The organism is Piscibacillus halophilus, assembly GCF_900110685.1.
GTDB classification, from domain to species: domain Bacteria; phylum Bacillota; class Bacilli; order Bacillales; family Alkalibacillaceae; genus Piscibacillus; species Piscibacillus halophilus.
This window is the reverse complement of record NZ_FOES01000054.1, coordinates 1-14,438: the sequence shown is the minus strand read 5'-3', so window position 1 is coordinate 14,438 and position 14,438 is coordinate 1. Positions and strand designations below refer to the sequence as shown.

Here is a 14,438-nt window from a genome sequence, read left to right as displayed (position 1 = left end):
TGAATCAGTTAATAAATGGAGGAGGTATGAGTTTGTCCCAGAAAAAAGATCAGGATAATTTGTTCGGAGACATCGATGAATGGTTAGAAGATGATCCTTTCGGATTGGATGAAGAAATCAAAATAGTTATATTTAAATGTCTTGACTGTAATGGAACTGATGAAGTACCTGATTATATCATCGGAGAGTTTAGTGTGGATAAAAATAATGATGAAGAGGTTGAGCTTCATTGCCCTCACTGTAATGGCACTATGATTAGAGCGAAGAATGTCCCAAGTGATTAGCACTCACTTGGGACGTAGTAAGTCGCGTTAGCGATTTTGTTCTATCTTCTAACACCTTCTTAAAAACTCTCAAAAAATGTTAATATATTTTAAACCCAGTTAAGTTGCAAGCGGTTTTATTTTAAGATATATTCATAATGGATGAATGTGTTGGAGGGAGTCATATTATGTCTAATAGATATGCCGTCATATTAGCGGCAGGTAAAGGGACAAGAATGAAATCAAAATTATATAAAGTATTACATCCCGTCTGTGGGAAGCCGATGGTTGAGCATATTGTGGATCAATTATCTAACCTTGATATAGATGAAATCATCACTATTATCGGTCATGGCTCAGAAATGGTTAAGGAAAAATTAGGCGACCGAACTAAATATGCATTACAAGAAGAACAGTTAGGTACTGGCCATGCCGTTCAAATGGCTGAACCTCACCTAAAAGATAAACATGGTACAACGGTTGTCATAACAGGAGATACGCCTTTATTAACAAGAGAGACCATAAATGAGTTAATGGAATACCACGAAAAGGAGCAAGCTCAAGTAACCGTATTAACATCTAAATTTGATGACCCAACTGGTTATGGACGAGTGATTCGTAATGAACATAACGAAGTTGAAAAAATCGTCGAACATAAAGATGCTTCGGAAGAAGAAAAGCTTGTGAATGAAATTAATACGGGTGTCTATTGCTTCGATAATGAATTACTATTTGACGCACTTAAAAATGTATCCAATGATAATGCGCAAGGAGAGTATTACTTACCGGACGTTCTATTCATAGCCAAAGAACGCGGTTTGAAGGTCGTAGCGCATACAACAACTAATCCAGAAGAAACGATTGGTATTAACGATCGAGTGAATCTAGCAAAAGCTGAAAAAATTATGAAACGCCGCATTAATGAACAACACATGCGTAATGGTGTCTCAATCATTGACGATGAGAACACTTATATTGGTCCGGATGTTCAAATTGAATCAGATGTAGTCATCGAGCCTGGATGTAAAATCACAGGACAAACGATTATTAAAGCTGATTCAATCATTGGTCCAAACAGTGAGGTTAAGGACAGTGAAATTGGTGAAAATACAGTTGTTAAGCATAGCGTTGTAACGGAAAGTAAAGTTGGCAATAACGTAAACATTGGACCGTTTGCACATATTCGACCTGCGAGTGACATCGGAGATGATGTAAAGGTCGGAAACTTTGTTGAAGTTAAAAAGTCGACGATTGATACGAACAGTAAGGTATCCCATCTATCCTATATTGGGGATGCTGAAGTAGGAAAAGATGCGAATATAGGATGTGGAACCATCACAGTAAATTATGATGGTAAAAACAAACACAAAACGATTATTGAAGATGGAGCTTTTATTGGTTGTAACTCTAATTTAGTTGCACCTGTCATCGTTAAAAAAGGTGCCTATGTTGCTGCCGGTTCGACCATTACGAAAGATGTTCCGGAAAAAGCATTGTCTATCGCAAGATCCCGTCAAGAAAACAAAGAAGGTTATGTGGAACGTTTGAATAAACGTCAATAATATATCTTTTTGGAGGTTCTCTAAATTATGTCAAACCATTACAATGACCCTTACTTAAAAGTCTTTAGTCTTAATTCAAATCCAGAACTCGCACAAGAAATTGCCGAACATGTTGGGGTTGAATTAGGAAAAAGCTCAGTCAAACGATTTAGTGATGGAGAAGTTCAGATTAATATTGAAGAAAGTATTCGCGGTTGTGATGTATTCGTAGTCCAATCGACATCCGCTCCTGTTAATGAGCATTTAATGGAGCTACTCATTATGGTAGATGCGTTAAAGCGTGCATCTGCTAGAACGATTAATATTGTGATGCCTTACTACGGTTATGCTCGACAAGATCGTAAGGCACGTTCCAGAGAACCGATTACGTCTAAATTGGTAGCCGATTTATTAGAAACAGCGGGAGCTGACCGTGTGATCACTCTTGATTTACACGCTGCACAAATCCAAGGCTTTTTCAATATTCCTATTGACCACTTAGTTGGTGTTAAAATTCTAAGTCAGCACTTTTTAGAGAAGAATTTAGATGATGTCGTGGTTGTTTCACCTGATCACGGTGGCGTAACAAGGGCTAGAATGTTAGCTGACCGTCTAAAAGCGCCAATTGCTATTATTGATAAGCGCCGTCCACGTCCAAATGTGGCAGAGGTTATGAATATTGTCGGTAATGTGGAAGGCAAGACAGCGATTTTAATTGATGATATTATCGATACGGCAGGAACGATTACATTAGCGGCTAACGCCATGATGGAAAACGGAGCCAAAGAAGTTTACGCTTGTTGTACACATCCCGTGTTATCTGGTCCTGCTATTGAACGAATCGACAATTCTAAGATTAAAGAATTAGCTGTAACAAATAGTATTCCATTAACGGAAGAGAAACAGTCGCCAAAAATCACCCAACTATCCGTAGGTAAACTAATCGCAGAATCCATCAAGCGTGTTCACGAACACCGTTCTATTAGTTCACTCTTCGACTAAGATTTTACTTCTACGTTTAAAAAGGTATAATAAAGGGAAGGGGAAATAATAGATTAAAAATACGGAGGTTGAATAAACATGGCAGCAACAATTCAAGCGAAAGATCGTTCAGATCTACGTCGTTCTCAAACAAGAAGATTAAGAAAAGATGGTTATATCCCAGCAGTCGTTTACGGTAAAGGGAAAGAACCTGTGACTGTAGCTGTTGAGGGCGTAGAATTAATTAAAAACGTTCGCGACGAAGGTCGTAACGCTGTTTTCTCATTAGATATTGAAGGAAAAAATCAATTAAATGTTATGCTTTATGATTATCAATCAGACCAAATTAAAGACGAATTAATTCACGCTGATTTTTATCAAGTGGACATGTCTACAGAAGTAGATGTTGAAGTTGATATTAATTTTGAAGGTGAAGCGCAAGGTGTAAAAGATGGTGGTGTTAAACAGCAAACTCTACACACGATTCACGTGCGTTCTACACCAAACAATATTCCTGATGAAATCAAAATTGATATTTCAGAGCTAACAATTGGAGATAGTATCACGGTCGGTGACTTAACTTCAGGTAATGGATATGAATTCTTAGATGAACCTGATACAACAGTTATTACGATTTTACCACCACAATCAGCTGATGTACCTGAAGAAGGTGAAGAAGGCGGCGATGAAGAAGCTGAGCCTGAGGTCATTAACGAAAAATCAGAAGATGAAGAGTAATACATCATCTTAATGTTTAAAGGTTTTAAAGATCGAAGTCACATACCTCTCGACTTCGATCTTTATTTATATTAACCATTGGTAGGCTAATCACTTATTACATAATTTTTTTTGAAATGATTTAAGTAGAGATTAATATAATTAGGTAAAATAAGCTTAAGAAAAATCAAAATGCGTCCGCCCGAAGCATTTACCGAGTGGGAAAAAATCATACTAAAGTAAAAAGGAGTCGCATAAAATGAAGTGTATAGTTGGCTTAGGTAATCCAGGATTTAAGTATCGGAAAACACGTCATAATATTGGCTTTATGGTTCTGGATTATATTGCAAAAGAAAACGGTTGGAAACTAAATAAAAGTGGTTTTGAATCCCATTACGCAGAAGAGCATTGGAATGGAGAAAAAGTTATGTTATTAAAGCCACAGACTTATATGAATTTATCAGGAAATGCGGTAAAAAAAGTGGCTGACTATTATAATCTTGAGCCAGAAGATTTTGTAGTCATTTACGATGATTTAGATTTACCTACCGGTCGAATTCGATTACGTCAAAAAGGCGGTCATGGAGGTCATAATGGAATTCGTAGTATTATTGACCAACTCGGAACTAAAGAGTTTAACCGCATTCGTTTTGGCATTGGCAGACCTGAAACAGACCTACCAGTCGTAGATTATGTGTTAGGTAAATTTGCGAAATCTGACCGAGCTGTTGTGGATGAAGCGATTGAAAAATCTGCACATGCTTGTGAGGATTGGATGAGTCAATCTTTTTTAGAAGTGATGAATACGTATAATAGCAAGTAGCCTGCATAAATCTCCTTGTTTTTGGCAAACCTAAGTAATAGTTTGCTAAAGGAGGTTTTTCCGTGGCAGTAACGATGAAGTGTAGGCATTGTCAGCAGACAATGGGCACGATTGATGATGAAGAACGTGTATATGAACTGATTGGCCAGCAGCCTCTCGCTCTAGATATTGTTCAACTAAACGATGATGGTGAAGTCTTTGTCCAACTAGTTTGTGAGCATTGTGAAGAAATATTAACCCAAAACCCAAACCTATTTGAAAATGATACATTTATTCATTAAGTGATCAATTGATGCTTTGGTAACCACCAAAGCGTTTTTCTGCTTGTTAACACTTTATAAATGCTTTACTTTTATCAAAGTGACCTGAGATTGTGCAAGGGGGAGTAATTGTTGCAGAACATAAAGACATACTTTACATTACAAGATGACATCGTGAATTTATTAGAAGGTCTTCAGAGTGGGATGAGTGAGCAGTTAGTGGCAGGACTGACAACATCAACCAGACAACTGTTAGCCACAATCCTTCAAGAAGAAACCGGACGCCCATTATTGTACGTTACACATAACCTAACACAAGCTCAAAAGGCTTATGATGAGCTTGCGTCGATTTCTAAGAACCCGGATTCGGTATTGTTATATCCAGTTAATGAGTTGCTAGCAGCCGAAACTGAAACAGCCTCCCCTGAGTTGAAAGCTCAACGCTTAGAAGTTTGGGAAAAATGGCAAACCAACCAACAAGGTATTTTAGTGGTACCTGTTGCCGCATTAAAGAGGGTATTACCACCAGCAGATGTCAGTGAACAAGCGTCTGTTGAAATTAAAGCTGGTCAAGAGTATCCGTTTGAAGAAACGATGGAACAGCTTGTAAACCTAGGTTATAAGGTAACGGATATGGTCACAGCACCAGGCGAAATTAGTCGGCGTGGCGGGATAATCGATCTTTATCCTTTAACTGAACCTAATCCGATTCGAATCGATTGGTTCGATGATGAAGTAGAGTCGATCCGTTATTTTAATCCAGATGATCAGCGTTCTGAAAAGGAGATTCAAACGGTTCACATTGGCCCTGTTCATGAGTTTTTACTTACCCATGAACAAATGACAAAAGCTGCCGAAAAGTTAAAGGGGCTTTTGGCAAAGTCGCTAAAAAAGCTTAAAGAACAAGAACAACAAGAAAAGCTACAAGAGACAATCGGTTATGATATCGAGCGTCTCGAACAAGGTGAACCATTTCCGGGTCTAGTAAAATATCTATCCTTACTCTATGACGAGGTCCATAGTTTAATAGATTACTTAAGCGATGACACGATGATTGTCTTTGATGAAATGAGTCGTGTGATTGAAACAGCTGAGCAGCTAGATCAAGAAGAGGCTAATTGGTATACCGATATGCTTGAGACCCAGTCATTAGTGAACGGATTGACGTTGACATTTGACTGGGCTACTGTCATGCAAAAAATGACTCACCCTAAGGTATACTTCTCATTATTTTTACGCCATATTCCAAATACAAAGCCTGAAAATATTATCAATATTTCAAGTCGTCAAATGCAGACTTTCCATGGTCAAATGCCGATGCTAAAAAGCGAAATTGATCGTTGGAGCAATGCGAAGTACTCAGTCGTGATTGTGGCCCAAGACGAAGACAGAATGGATCGAATCGTCAATGTACTTGAAGATTATAAAATGACGGCTTATAAAGTTGACCCTGATACAGAGCTTCCAGTAAATGAACCGATCATCATTGAAGGTAATTTAAGTCACGGTTTTGAAATGCCTGCGTTTAAGCTAGCAGTTTTAACAGAAGAAGAATTGTTTAAGAAGCAGAAGCCTAAAAAGCGTAAGCGTCATAAGATTTCAAATGCAGAGCGCGTCAAGAGCTATCAAGAGTTAAAGGTTGGCGATTACGTTGTTCATATTAATCACGGTATTGGTAAGTATTTAGGAATTGAAACTTTAGAAGTTAATGATCTACATAAAGATTATATGGTCATTAATTACTCTGGAAATGATAAATTATATGTTCCAGTAGACCAGATTGACCAAGTTCAAAAATATGTAGGATCAGAAGGGAAGGCCCCTAAACTTTATCGTTTAGGTGGAAGTGAATGGAAAAAAGTTAAATCGCGTGTTCAATCTTCAGTTGAAGATATTGCTGATGACTTAATTCAGTTGTACGCGGAGAGAGAAGCTTCTAAAGGACACGCGTTTGCACCTGATACAGAAATACAGCGCGATTTTGAAGCGGCTTTTCCGTATGAGGAGACGGAAGATCAAATTCGTTGTATCGAAGAGATTAAAAAAGATATGGAACGCGAACGCCCGATGGATCGCTTATTGTGTGGGGATGTTGGTTATGGCAAGACAGAGGTGGCGATTCGTGCAGCCTTTAAAGCGGTTATGGATAACAAACAAGTCGCGGTATTAGTGCCAACAACGATTTTAGCTCAACAGCATTTTGAGACTTTCCAGGAGCGCTTTCAAGAGTTTGGCGTGAATATTGGATTGTTAAGTCGTTTCCGTACGCCAAAGCAACAAAAGGAGACTTTAGATAAACTCAAAAAAGGTTTAATTGATGTTGTGATTGGAACGCATCGCGTCTTGTCTAAAGATGTTGTGTTCAAGGATCTCGGGTTATTAATTGTAGATGAAGAGCAGCGATTTGGTGTTAAGCATAAAGAAAAAATCAAACAGCTTAAAGCGAATGTCGATGTGTTAACCTTAACGGCAACGCCAATTCCGAGGACACTTCATATGTCGATGGTAGGTGTACGTGATTTATCAGTTATTGAAACACCGCCTGAAAATCGCTTCCCAATTCAAACATACGTTTTAGAGTATAATCCTGCGTTTATACGGGAGGCGATTGAACGGGAGCTGGCAAGAGGCGGCCAAGTGTTCTTCTTGTATAATCGTGTTGATCTAATTGAAAAAGTGGCGGCTGAAATTGATATGTTAGTTGAAGATGCCCGGGTCAACTACGCTCATGGTCAAATGAATGAAGGTCAGTTGGAAGGGATTATTTTTGACTTTCTAGAAGGGAATTTTGACGTACTAGTCAGTACAACCATTATTGAAACAGGTGTCGATATTCCAAACGTTAATACGTTAATTGTGTATGATGCGGATAAAATGGGATTAAGTCAATTGTATCAGTTAAGAGGACGTGTTGGACGTTCAAGCCGTTTAGCCTATGCTTATTTTACGTATCAACAAAACAAAGTGTTATCTGAAGTAGCTGAAAAACGCCTAGAAGCTATTAAAGAATTTACGGAACTTGGTTCAGGGTTTAAGATTGCCATGCGGGACCTATCAATTCGAGGAGCCGGTAATCTTCTAGGAACCGAACAACATGGTTTTATTGATTCAGTTGGGTTTGATCTATATTCTCAAATGTTAAACGACGCTATTAAAGCGAAAAAAGAAGGTAAGACTTACGAAGAGACTAAACCATTTGAAGTGGAAATGTCACTAGATTTAGATGCTTATATTCCATCTGAATACATTACAGATGAAGCACAAAAAATTGAAATGTATAAACAGATTCAAGCTGTTGAAGAGATCCAGGACATTTATAATCTGAAAGATGAATTATTAGACCGATTTGGTGAATATCCTCAAGAAGTGGAAGATTTATTACAAGTCTCACGCATTCGCCTATTAGCGAAAAAAGAACGAATTAAGACGATCGATGAACGCAAAAATAAAATTGAGATGATTATGGAAGAAGAAGAGAGCTTAAAAGTGGATGGTGCTCAATTGTTTACATTAGCTAATGAGTTCGGACGAATGGTTCAACTCGGTACTGAAGGTCAAAAGCTTAAAATTGTTTTTCAATTCCAGCGACAGAACCGAATGGAAAGATATAGTGTTCTTGAAGAATTTTTATCAAAATTGTCCGAGACAAAAAAATTACCAATAAATGAATAGTTTGTGCTTCTTGTCTCATACTAAAAAATACTAGCAGGTGTCGAGCGGGTCGCAATCGTCACCAATGCAAGTACATCAAAGAAAGCGGGGATTTCAAGAAATGAAAGCAACAGGAATTGTACGCCGTATCGATGATCTCGGCAGAGTTGTTGTCCCTAAAGAGATAAGAAGAACATTACGTATTCGTGAAGGGGATCCATTAGAAATATTCGTTGATCGTGAAGGTGAAGTTATTCTAAAAAAATATTCACCTATTAATGAACTCAGTGAATTTGCACAGGAGTATGCACATGCATTATTTGATTCTCTCGGGCAAAAAATATTAGTAACAGATCGAGATGAGATTATTGCTATTGCAGGAGCATCTAAGAAAGAGTATTTAAACAAAAACATAGGTAAAGAAATTGAATCATCAATGGATAAGCGTGAAGGAAAAGTTGAAAAAAATGAATCAACAGTTGAAATTGTTGAAGGTAAAGAGGAAACGGTCTCATCTTATCTTATTCAACCTATCGTATCTAACGGTGATCCTGTCGGTAGTGTGATTATGTTAATGGACAAAGGTTCATTAACCGATGTCGAAGTGAAAGTGTGTCAAGCAGCTGCTAACTTTTTGGCGAGACAAATGGAATAACATCAAGCTGAAGTTGAACAGTAAGGGAAATGGGTCTTTCCTTACTGTTCTTTTACTATGTGCTATAATATAGTGAAAAATTAGTTTGAACGGAGTTTAATATGAGTCAACAGGCATTATGGGTGAGAGGAGCTTTATTGTTAACTGTAGCAGGGTTTATTAGTAAAGTTTTGGGCATGATTTACCGAGTGCCGCTACAAAATATTGCTGGCGATGAGGGTTTGTACATTTATCAGCAAATATATCCAATACTATCGATTGCGATAATGTTATCTGTTTATAGTATTCCGGGTGCTTTATCACATACGATTATTCGTCAACAGCACAGTCATGAAGCGGTTCGCTTACCACAAGTGCGGGCTGTTTTTTATTGGTTATGGGGATTAGGGTTTCTGGTTTTTGTTATGCTATGGCTCGCCTCTGGATCTTTAGCACACATAATGGGAGATCCGAATTTACAAACTTCAATCAAAATAGCAGGAGCCATGTTTTTAATCATTCCTTTAACCTCATTATTAAGAGGATATTTTCAAAGTACAGGTTTAACTGAATACATAGCACTCTCCCAAGTTGTAGAGCAGTTTTGTCGTGTCATTGGTATTATTGTTGTGACGGTTCTAACCGTTTATTATTTGCCAACATCTTTATATCAATTAGGTGTCTATGCCGCTTGGGCAACGATTATAGGGACCGCTGCCGCAAGTCTTTTATTAATGATTTTATATAGAAAAAAAGCTTCTTCTATTAACGCGAAACTTAATCAACCACTTCAAAAAGGGTTTATTCGAGCGTTGTTTGTGGGAATAGCCGTCTATAGTATCAATTATTTATTGTATTTAGTCCTTCAAGTCGTGGATGTCATTTCGATGGTTGATTTATTAAGGGAATTTGGTTACTCGTTTAATGAGGCTAAAATTGCTAAAGGTATTTTCGATCGAAGCCATTCGTTGATTCAGTTAGGATTAGTTTTAGGGTCATCGTTGGCACTGGCGCTCATTCCGACGATTAACAAAAATCGTTCGCAGCAAATAATAGCTTTTAAATGGACCTTTTTATTATCATTATCCGCATCCGTGGGTTTGGCCGTTATTGTGCCACAGTTAAACCCATTATTGTTTAAAACAAATGAAGAGGCATTAGCCATTCAGTTAATGATGGGGTTAGTGTTTTTGTTATCGATGACGGTTGTCATTTCTGTGTTTTTACAGGAGTATGGTTATCGTATTGAACAACTCAAATGGGTTGTATTAATGGTGGTTTTAAAGTGGGGTTTGAATGTCTTGTTGATTCCAGTTTTAGGGGCGATTGGATCAAGCTTAGCTTATTTAATTTCAGCAACCGTGTTATTAGTGATGTTAATCGTAAAATGGAAAGCGATTGCTCAAGTCACATTACCGTTAAAATTTAGTTTAAAGGTCATGCTATTAGTGGTGAGTATGGGGGCCATCGTACAAATTCTACCTATGATTTATCAACCATCTTTAGAGCATAGAGGGTTACTTATTCCATACGTCCTTATACAGTGTCTAATAGGTTTCATAGTTATAATAGCTGGAACATATATGGCAAAGCTATTCACTAAACAAGAGTGGATGACTGTCATCGGTCATCGTTTAGAAAGGAGATTTTAAATGGGACAGATCACCGTCGTTGGTTTAGGAGCTGGTACGCTTGACCAAATCCCACTTGGAGTTTATCGAAAGTTAACTAACCATTCAGGGATCATTTATACAAGAACAAAAGAACATCCGGTGATTCAATCATTAGAGAATGAAGGGGTTCAATTTGAGTCCATGGACGATATTTATGAATCACATGACGACTTTGAGTCCGTTTATAAAAACATTTCAGAAGTGTTGATTAACAAGAGTCAAAATGAAGACATTATATATACCGTTCCAGGCCATCCAATCGTAGCTGAACGTACTGTTCAGTTATTATTGAATCAAAATCGTTGTGATGTTGAGATTTTAGGTGGACAAAGCTTCATTGATGCTTTATTTACCTCGGTTAAAGTGGACCCTATTGAAGGATTTCAATTATTAGATGGAACGAGTCTTAAAAGAGAACAAATCCAGTATCGACAGCATGTGGTGATTGGCCAAGTGTACGATGCGATGGTTGCGTCGGATGTGAAGTTAACACTAATGGAAGACTTGCCGCATGATTACCCTGTTACCATCGTAACCGCGGCAGGAGACCCTCAATACGAGCGAGTAGAAACAGTCCCATTGTATCAATTAGATAGAGGGTTCGAGTTTTCTAATTTAACAACTTTATATATGAAACCAGTTGAAGAGGAGCATTTACACCATCAATTCCAATCGTTACGAGATGTCGTTGCGATATTAAGAGGGCCAGGTGGATGCCCTTGGGATCAAAAGCAAACACACGAGTCACTACGGCGCTTTTTGATTGAAGAAGCGTATGAAGTGATTGATGCGATTGAAGAAGAGGACGATGATCACATCGCAGAAGAATTAGGAGATGTGTTGCTTCAAGTGATGTTACATAGTCAAATAGCAGAAGAAAAGGGCTATTTCACTGTGGATGATGTCATTCGCTCAGTGACTGATAAAATGATTGAACGTCACCCTCATGTGTTCGGTGATGTGGATGTGGAATCAGCTGATGAGGTGAAAGCTAATTGGGAAAAAATTAAGCAAAAAGACGGCCTCAATCAGTTTTAGAAGGTTTGAATGAAGCGTTACCTAGATTATTATATGCTTTAGAAATCCAGAAAAAAGTTTCGAAAGTTGGGTTTGACTGGAATGATCCAGCTCCTATGTTTCATAAAGTTAAAGAAGAAATAAAGGAGTTCGGGGAGGCACTGTCGAATCAGTCCAATAACGATGCAGAACTAGAGTTTGGAGATTTAATTTTTTCACTAGTGAATGTTGCTAGATATTATAAAATTGATCCAGAACTAGCCTTACATCGCACATGTGATAAATTTATTAGACGTTTTCAACAAGTAGAGGCGATGTTAATAGAAGACCAAGTTTCGATAGAAAAAGCGTCATTAGAATTAATGGATCAATACTGGGAAAAAGCTAAACAAACATAGTTATACAGCGCACAAGGAGTGTCAAAATGAGAGTAGATAAGTTTCTCAAATTATCAAGGTTAATAAAAAGAAGAACAGTTGCTAAAGAAGTCGCGAGCCAAGGACGAATTGAATTAAATGGACGACCAGCAAAAGCTTCTTCGGAATTAACGGTAGGTGATGAGATTAAAATACGTTTTGGACACACGATTTTAACGATTCGTGTGGAAAGGTTGAGTGAGCAGGTAAGAAAAGATGAGGCCAACACATTATATTCTGTCATAAATGAAGAAAAAGTAGAACAACAACAGGCGGATTAGAAAAAAGTGTGGTAATCTTGTCCTTCCTATCATAGGTATATGATAGGAGGGATTGGACATGCAATATGAACAAAGTCTATATAAGAATGAGCGTGAGAGAGAGCAAAATCAAGAGTTAAAGTTAGTGAATCGACGTCGATTAGAACTTACTGGCGTGAAAGATGTAGACAGCTTTGATACTGAAGAGTTCTTGCTTCAAACGAATTTAGGATATTTAGTTGTCCGAGGAGAAAATCTTCACATGAAAAATCTAAATGTGGAGGAAGGGCTCTTAACCATCCAAGGGAAAATAGAAGCTTTTAATTACATCGATGATCACCAAGGAACGAAAAGTAAAGGGTTCTTTAATAAGTTATTTAAATGAACCTAGACATACAGTTTTTAACCATGTTGACGATGGTAGGTGGAGGGGTGGTTATGGCAGCTTTATTCGATACTTATAAGCTGCTATTACGCCCTCACACTTACTGGAATCGTGTGATCGTCGATACTTTATTTCTCCTCACACAGGGCTGCCTCATATTCTATTTGCTCTTTTTAGCAAATGGTGGGATGATTCGATTTTATTTATTCCTGGCTGTTTTATTAGGGATTTCAACCTATTTTGCATTATTTCAGCCAATTTATCTTCCTATCTTAAATGGTTTTATTCGTTTAACGGTCAATATATATCAACTAATCAGCCGTATTGTCCGTGCTCTTATCATAAAGCCAATTATTTGGGTTATTCGCCTTGTTGTAACACTTCTAGTTGGTCTGTTAGCTTTAATTTGGAGATTGGTCGTTATTATATATAAAATCATCGCCTTCTTTATTCAACCTTTTATTCCGAAATTTGTTCAAAATTACCTGCTGAATTTACTGGCAAAATGTAGTAGAATAATAAATAAGTTAAAATTGGACATGTTTAACCTTTGGAAAAATAGGGGGCGAAAGAATGACGAGGCGGACTCGTAATCGACGTAAAGTAACGAAAATTAAATCCGATTACGTTCAAGAACACGAAGAACACCAGAAATTTCGATCGAAACAAAAACAGTATTTGTTTCGCCGATTAATAGCTTTTGGTGTGCTGTTTGTCTTAGTGATGGGCACCATCTTTGTGACTCACTACAACCAACGAGCCTTAATGGATGAGAAGCAAAATGAATATGAAGATAAAGTCGCCACCTTAGAAGAGTACAAAGAAGAAAATAAACAACTTGAACGTGAAATTGAGCTGTTAAGTGACATTGATTATTTATTAAAGATTGCCAGAAAAGATTACTTCTTTTCAGAGGATGGGGAAATCATCTTTAAATTACCAGATGAAGACCCTTCTTATTGACACTTATTTCTCTGCTTATATATAATATATAAGAATATATCTTTTAATTTTTTAAGGAGGAGCATTTCTTTTATGTCAGTTGAAGTAGGCAGCAAGTTGCGTGGTAAGGTTACCCGCATCACAAACTTTGGAGCATTTGTAGAACTACCAGATGGCTCTACAGGGTTAGTTCACATCAGTGAGGTGGCCAACAAATTCGTTAAAGATATTAACGAACACTTATCTGTCGGAGACGAAGTAGATGTCAAAGTGTTAAACGTTGAAGATGACGGGAAAATTGGCCTTTCAATTAAGAAAGCCAATGAGAAGTATGAAAAGCAAGCTCAAAAGAAACGTAGTGAAAGCTTCGAGTCTAAGATGAATAAATTCTTAAAGGATAGCGAAGATAAGCTAGCGTCTCTTAAGAAGCATACGGAGTCCCGTCGTGGAGGTCGAGGTGCTAAGAGAGGATAACTTGCTGTCGAAAAAAATGTGTGTCATATAATGCTATTTTAAGGATATAAATAAGCTACCTATCTAGTGATAGGTAGCTTTCAGGCTGTTGAGAAAGTCTCGACAGCCTATATTTTTTGCCTAAACTTTAACAATTCACCGCGTTAATTTGTTATAATATAGTTAGATTAATAAAAGGCGGTGTTCCCATGTTTAATAGTAATAAAGAGCGTCAAATGGAAATAGAAATGGTTACAATTGATGAGCTTGTCCCTGATGATCATTTATTAAGAAAAATAGATCGATACATAGACTTTTCTTTCATTCCAGAAAAAGTTCGTTCATATTACTCTGAAGATAATGGTCGACCTTCGCTCGACCCACTCGTATTATTCAAGATGATGTTTGTAGGTTATTTCTAT

At 37.5% G+C, this 14,438-nt stretch carries 15 protein-coding genes and 1 pseudogene; all 16 read left to right on the top strand.

The annotated features are described in order from the left end of the window. Positions 1 to 32 precede the first annotated feature (32 nt). A complete protein-coding gene (locus BMY57_RS14655) occupies positions 33 to 284 on the top strand; it encodes a hypothetical protein (protein ID WP_425500427.1) in 252 nt (83 codons plus the stop codon). 167 nt (positions 285 to 451) lie between these two features. Then, on the top strand, positions 452 to 1,825 hold the full coding sequence (gene glmU / locus BMY57_RS14650) for a bifunctional UDP-N-acetylglucosamine diphosphorylase/glucosamine-1-phosphate N-acetyltransferase GlmU (protein ID WP_091775910.1): 1,374 nt from the start codon (positions 452 to 454) through the stop codon (positions 1,823 to 1,825). Between the two features lie 27 nt (positions 1,826 to 1,852). Beyond that, positions 1,853 to 2,806 (top strand): ribose-phosphate diphosphokinase, encoded by a 954-nt coding sequence (locus BMY57_RS14645; protein WP_091775907.1) that lies wholly within the window; start codon positions 1,853 to 1,855, stop codon positions 2,804 to 2,806. 78 nt (positions 2,807 to 2,884) lie between these two features. Next, on the top strand, positions 2,885 to 3,523 hold the full coding sequence (locus BMY57_RS14640; protein WP_091775904.1) for a 50S ribosomal protein L25/general stress protein Ctc: 639 nt from the start codon (positions 2,885 to 2,887) through the stop codon (positions 3,521 to 3,523). Positions 3,524 to 3,761: 238 nt separating this feature from the next. Beyond that, the gene (pth, locus tag BMY57_RS14635; RefSeq protein ID WP_091775902.1) at positions 3,762 to 4,325 is read left to right on the top strand and encodes an aminoacyl-tRNA hydrolase; all 564 of its coding nucleotides are present in this window, start codon (positions 3,762 to 3,764) and stop codon (positions 4,323 to 4,325) included. 62 nt (positions 4,326 to 4,387) lie between these two features. Further along, positions 4,388 to 4,606 carry an anti-sigma-F factor Fin gene (locus BMY57_RS14630; protein ID WP_091775899.1) on the top strand — a complete coding sequence of 73 codons (219 nt, stop codon included), beginning with the start codon at positions 4,388 to 4,390 and terminating at the stop codon, positions 4,604 to 4,606. A 111-nt stretch (positions 4,607 to 4,717) separates the two neighbouring features. Continuing rightward, positions 4,718 to 8,257, top strand: a complete 3,540-nt coding sequence (gene mfd, locus BMY57_RS14625) for a transcription-repair coupling factor (protein ID WP_091775896.1) — start codon at positions 4,718 to 4,720, stop codon at positions 8,255 to 8,257. Positions 8,258 to 8,357: 100 nt separating this feature from the next. After that, on the top strand, positions 8,358 to 8,891 hold the full coding sequence (spoVT, locus tag BMY57_RS14620; protein ID WP_091775912.1) for a stage V sporulation protein T: 534 nt from the start codon (positions 8,358 to 8,360) through the stop codon (positions 8,889 to 8,891). Positions 8,892 to 8,992: 101 nt separating this feature from the next. After that, a complete protein-coding gene (locus tag BMY57_RS14615) occupies positions 8,993 to 10,522 on the top strand; it encodes an oligosaccharide flippase family protein (RefSeq protein WP_091775893.1) in 1,530 nt (509 codons plus the stop codon). Continuing rightward, positions 10,523 to 11,958 (top strand): annotated as a pseudogene (gene yabN / locus BMY57_RS14610) (bifunctional methyltransferase/pyrophosphohydrolase YabN). A 26-nt stretch (positions 11,959 to 11,984) separates the two neighbouring features. Next, on the top strand, positions 11,985 to 12,257 hold the full coding sequence (locus tag BMY57_RS14605; protein WP_091775890.1) for an RNA-binding S4 domain-containing protein: 273 nt from the start codon (positions 11,985 to 11,987) through the stop codon (positions 12,255 to 12,257). A 58-nt stretch (positions 12,258 to 12,315) separates the two neighbouring features. Then, entirely contained in the window at positions 12,316 to 12,621 is a 306-nt protein-coding gene (gene yabP / locus BMY57_RS14600; protein WP_091775887.1) for a sporulation protein YabP, read from the top strand. Next, positions 12,618 to 13,214, top strand: coding sequence for a spore cortex biosynthesis protein YabQ (yabQ, locus tag BMY57_RS14595; protein ID WP_091775884.1), 597 nt, complete (start codon positions 12,618 to 12,620; stop codon positions 13,212 to 13,214). Before yabP ends, yabQ begins: the two co-directional genes overlap by 4 nt. Further along, entirely contained in the window at positions 13,195 to 13,584 is a 390-nt protein-coding gene (locus BMY57_RS14590; protein ID WP_091775881.1) for an FtsB family cell division protein, read from the top strand. The genes yabQ and BMY57_RS14590 overlap by 20 nt, the downstream gene beginning before the upstream one ends. 72 nt (positions 13,585 to 13,656) lie before the next feature. Beyond that, positions 13,657 to 14,037 (top strand): S1 domain-containing RNA-binding protein, encoded by a 381-nt coding sequence (locus BMY57_RS14585; protein WP_091775879.1) that lies wholly within the window; start codon positions 13,657 to 13,659, stop codon positions 14,035 to 14,037. Positions 14,038 to 14,225: 188 nt separating this feature from the next. Then, a partial coding sequence (locus tag BMY57_RS14580; RefSeq protein ID WP_501037452.1) for a transposase occupies positions 14,226 to 14,438 on the top strand: 213 nt, incomplete at its 3' end.